Source organism: Immundisolibacter sp., assembly GCF_028696615.1.
Classification (GTDB): Bacteria; Pseudomonadota; Gammaproteobacteria; order Immundisolibacterales; family Immundisolibacteraceae; genus Immundisolibacter.
The window spans coordinates 1-3,766 of the sequence record NZ_JAQVGQ010000234.1; the positions used below are offsets into that span (position 1 = coordinate 1).

The 3,766-nt window shown below is 72.9% G+C and carries 3 protein-coding genes and 4 tRNA genes; all 7 read right to left on the reverse strand.

Translation table 11 applies throughout. The features are described from left to right. Positions 1-98 (reverse strand): GTP-binding protein (locus PHC73_RS12275; protein WP_300128694.1); only part of this gene is annotated, 98 nt, incomplete at its 3' end. Between the two features lie 56 nt (positions 99-154). Beyond that, positions 155-230 (reverse strand) — tRNA-Thr (locus PHC73_RS12280). 22 nt (positions 231-252) lie between these two features. After that, positions 253-326 (reverse strand) — tRNA-Gly (locus tag PHC73_RS12285). Between the two features lie 61 nt (positions 327-387). Then, positions 388-472 (reverse strand) — tRNA-Tyr (locus PHC73_RS12290). A 133-nt stretch (positions 473-605) separates the two neighbouring features. Then, positions 606-679 (reverse strand) — tRNA-Gly (locus PHC73_RS12295). A 132-nt stretch (positions 680-811) separates the two neighbouring features. Continuing rightward, a complete protein-coding gene (locus tag PHC73_RS12300; RefSeq protein ID WP_300128690.1) occupies positions 812-2,869 on the reverse strand; it encodes an AsmA family protein in 2,058 nt (685 codons plus the stop codon). Positions 2,870-2,925: 56 nt separating this feature from the next. Beyond that, positions 2,926-3,663 carry a peptidoglycan editing factor PgeF gene (gene pgeF, locus PHC73_RS12305; RefSeq protein WP_300128692.1) on the reverse strand — a complete coding sequence of 246 codons (738 nt, stop codon included), beginning with the start codon at positions 3,661-3,663 and terminating at the stop codon, positions 2,926-2,928. Positions 3,664-3,766: the final 103 nt, after the last annotated feature.

A 3,766-nucleotide genomic window follows, 5' to 3' on the forward strand; every position in this document is an offset into this window, starting at 1 on the left:
GTCAGCGCCGCCGTCAGCGTGGTCTTGCCGTGATCCACGTGACCGATCGTCCCGACGTTCACATGCGGCTTGGTTCGCTCAAATTTGGCCTTGGACATGCCCTAACCTCTGATGGACTGACGTACCGACGCTGCGGCGCTGCATGAAAACCAACTGGTGCTCACGACTGGAATCGAACCAGCGACCTCTTCCTTACCAAGGAAGTGCTCTACCGACTGAGCTACGTGAGCGCGTTCGTCCCCGGTGAAAATATGGAGCGGGTGATGGGAATCGAACCCACGCTATCAGCTTGGAAGGCTGAAGTTCTACCATTGAACTACACCCGCACCGGCACCTTACCGGCACCGCGAACCGCCATCGAAACGGCGGTTGACGGGAGGATCCAAATGGTGGAGGGGGGAGGATTCGAACCTCCGAAGGCTGAGCCGTCAGATTTACAGTCTGATCCCTTTGACCGCTCGGGAACCCCTCCAGGGAAATAGCCGCTCATTATCTTGGCCATTTTCGTCGCCGTCAATGGGTGCATTGACCACCGACGCCGCCGCCCGCATGCCGCCTCGTCGACACGCGCCGCACCGACGACACCACACGCGACCGCTGAATCGTGGAGCGGGTGAAGGGAATCGAACCCTCGCTGAGAGCTTGGGAAGCTCCCGTTCTACCATTGAACTACACCCGCAGGGACGGGCATTCTAGCTAGCGAGTTTCCGTGCCGGCAAGCACCCGCGCCGCCTGGTTCGAGAACCGCCCCCAGCACGCCGCGCGCCGGCCACCGCGGCCGGCGCACCAGCGACACCGGACTTCGATCCCCTCACCGAGACGACGGGCCGGGCGATCGGCGCGTGCCGGTGGCGCCGCCGCGGGCCGGCACCCCCTGGTCCTGGCGGCGGCGCGCGGCTTCTCCCAGCTGCGGCCACACCCTGACCTCGCCCGGGCGACCTTGGACGCGGACCAGCAGCGGCGCTTCCTGCGCGACGGCGGTGGCGCCGTCGCGGCGTACGGCGGCGGCTGTGAGGCGGTAGTCGAGCGCTCCGCTGGGCAGGTCCAGCGTGCCGGCCCCGGTCAGGCGGTAGACATGGCCCGCCTGGCGACGCTGCTGCTCGAGGATCAGCTCATCACTGCGCCATACCCCGTCGCTGATCGGCCCTGTCATGTGCAGTGCCGCAATGCGCGTGTCTGCACTGGCATCGCAGGCCTCGGCCGACTTGCCGCGGCCGCCGGCGCCGCGCGCCAGACAAATCGCCCGGTCGACGTTGATGCCCTCGAGCACGCCGTCGTGCAGATCCAGGCGCGCCGTGCCCTGCAGGCTGCGCAGCAACGCCGCGCCGCTGGCCACGGCCGCCGTCGCCTCGCAGGCCAGGGCAAGGCGCCCCCGCAGGGTCTCGCGGCCAGTCAGCGCCGCCAGCAACGGACCCGCCGCGGCATCCTCGACGGTCAACTTGAAATGCAGCGCCGGATCGGCCACGCGCGCGTCGGCCTGCACGGTCGCCTCGGCGCGGCCGCCATACAGACCGGCGCGCAGCGCTTGCAGGGCGACGCGGCCGTCCGCCGCCCGCACGCCGAGCGCGACCTGCTCGAGCCGCAGGCCGCGCACGGTCAGGGCCGCTACGTCGAGCGTCCCGTCGAGGTCGAGGCGCGCCAGGCGGCGCAGCAGGCCGGCCGGGCTCGCGGTCTGCGCCGACCCCGGCGCGGTGGCGGATGGTGCGGGCACGACCGGCAGGTAACGGTCGAGGTCGAGTCGATCGGCCTCGAGGGCGAAGCGGGCGCTCCTGTCCGGCAGCCCCAAGCGGGCGGCGCCGCGCCAGTGGGCGTCGTCGACACTCAGGTCCAGGCGGGCGATGTTGATGTCCCCGCCCCGGATGCCGAGCTCGATGTCGCCGCTGGCCTGCGTCAGGGCGGCCGGATCGGCGGTGGCCAGCGCCACGCCCAGGCGGCCGGCCAGCGCCCGGGCATCGAGTCGTTCGATCTGCAACTGCGCGCCCACGACGGGCACCGCATCGTCACCGCGCGCGGCCGTCAGTTCACCCCGCGCCTGCAGCGACTCGCCCGCCAGCCTCAGGCGCCGCAACCGCAGCCGCGAGCGGGCGGGATCGAGACCGGCCTCGGCCGCCAGGCGCAGCGGGAGCGGCTCGCGCAGCGGCGCCCCGCCGAGGACGGCGTCGATGCGCAGGTCCGGCGCGCGCCAGATGCCGTCGCGCCCGGGCCGCACGCTGGCGGCAAGGTCGAACTCGGCGCTGCGCGGCGGGTCACCCGCCTCCAGCACGCCGCGCGCGGCCAGCGGCAGCGGCTCGGCCGGATCAAGACCCTGCAGCGACAGGTCGAGATCACGCAGCCGCGCCCAGCGCCCGCTGCGCCGGTCAGTCCACAGGACATCGGCATCATGCAGCGCGAGCTGCCCGACCTGCACACGCCCGGCTAGTCGCTCGACTATGCCGGCGCCACCTGACGACGGCGGCACGCCGGCCGCAGGCTTCGGCGCCGGGAGCAGGTCGGCCCAGTTGGCGTGGCCGCCGGCGTCGACCGTCAGGCGCAGCTGCGGGCGGTCGACCGCTACGCTCGCTATCGCCAGCCGCCCCCGCAGCAGCGGCCATAGGCGCAGGTTGATGCGCGCCCCGTCGATGCTGGCGAACGGCTCCGGCCCGAAACCCGCGGCATCGGCCAGCGTCAGCCGCGGCAACACCAGCGCCGGCCGCGGCAGCACCGCGAAGTGGATATCGCCGGTCACCGTCAGTTCGCGGCCGGTGTGATGGCGTGCGGCCACAATCAGCATGGTGCGCAGCGTGTCGGCATCCAGCAGGCGCGGCAGCAACACGGCGGCACCGGCCAGCACGCCAGCCAGCAACACGAGCACGATCGACAGGCGCCGCATCCACGTCATGCGTGAAGGTTAACCCTGCGACAGGGCACCGCGCACGGCACCCGCCGTCAGCGTTCGCGCCAGATCAGGCTGGCCATGCGCCCGGTCACGCCGTCGCGGCGGTAGGAATAAAACCGCGCCGCATCGCTGGCGGTGCACTCCCCGCCGCCGTACACCTGCCGCACGCCGGCGCCGGCCAGCGCCCGGCGCGTGAGCGCCGCCAGATCGGCCAGCCAGTGCCCCGGGCGCGTGGCGGTAAAACAGGCCACGGCGCCGGCGTCGGCCTGCAGGAAGCGCGCGCGCACCTCGTCGCCAACCTCGAAGGCGGCCGGGCCGATGGCCGGACCGAGCCAGGCGCGCAGCGCCGCCGGCGCGGCGCTGAAGCGCGCCACGGCGGCGCCGACGATGCCGCCGGCCAGGCCGCGCCAGCCGCAGTGCACCGCCGCCACCTCGCGCCCGTCGGCGCTGCACAGCAGCAGCGGCAGGCAATCGGCGGTGAGCACCGCGCACACCACCGCCGGCCGGTCGGCATAACGGGCGTCGGCGCGGCAACCGGGTGGATCGTCCGGTCCCGCCACGGCGCTGCCGTGTACCTGCGTCAACCACGCCGGCGCCGCCGGCAGACCCAGCGCACGGGCCAGCGCGGCGCGGTTGGCGGCCACGGCGCGCGGGTCGTCGCCGACGTGATCGCCGAGGTTTAAACCCTGGTAGGGACCCACGCTCACGCCACCCAGGCGCGTGGTGCTGGCCGCCCGCACACCGGGCGGCAGCGGCCAGTCGGGCGTGACCAGGCCCGGTTCAGGCACCGGCGGGGTCCGAATCACCCGCCAGCACCTGCAGCAGCTGCGCCATGTCGGCCGGCAGCGGCGCCTCGAACGTGAGCGGCCGACCGTCGATCGGGTGCGGCAA

Excerpts from the sequence above, each read along its gene's own strand:
- PHC73_RS12300 (WP_300128690.1), bottom strand. The coding sequence starts at position 2,869 with ATGCGGCGCCTGTCGATCGTGCTCGTGTTGCTGGCTGGCGTGCTGGCC.